Here is a 258-nt window from a genome sequence, read left to right as displayed (position 1 = left end):
TTGTTCAGCTGGTGGACGAAGCCCAGCTCCTCGCGTTCCAGCGGGCGCAGCTTGATGGTGATGCCGATGAGCGCGTTCATGACGCACAAGCCTCGATCAGGGCCCTCAGGAACCGCTCGCCCTTGCCGAGCGCGTCGAGGGTCATGAACTCGTCGCGCTGGTCGGGCTGCGCGAGGTGTCCGCGCCCGCACACGCCGCCCGGTCTCCCCCCCTGCTGGAAGGACCCGGCCTCCGTGGCGCTGGGTACAGCAATAGGGT

The 258-nt window shown here is 68.2% G+C and carries 1 pseudogene; it reads right to left on the bottom strand.

What is annotated here, in order from left to right:
- Positions 1 to 76: 76 nt before the first annotated feature.
- Positions 77 to 258: pseudogene (locus tag MFF64_RS37040) on the bottom strand (acetylornithine deacetylase); the annotation flags it as partial.

This window comes from Methylobacterium frigidaeris, assembly GCF_022179185.1.
In the GTDB taxonomy this organism is placed as follows: Bacteria; Pseudomonadota; Alphaproteobacteria; order Rhizobiales; family Beijerinckiaceae; genus Methylobacterium; species Methylobacterium frigidaeris.
This window is presented reverse-complemented; position numbering and strand designations above follow the sequence as displayed.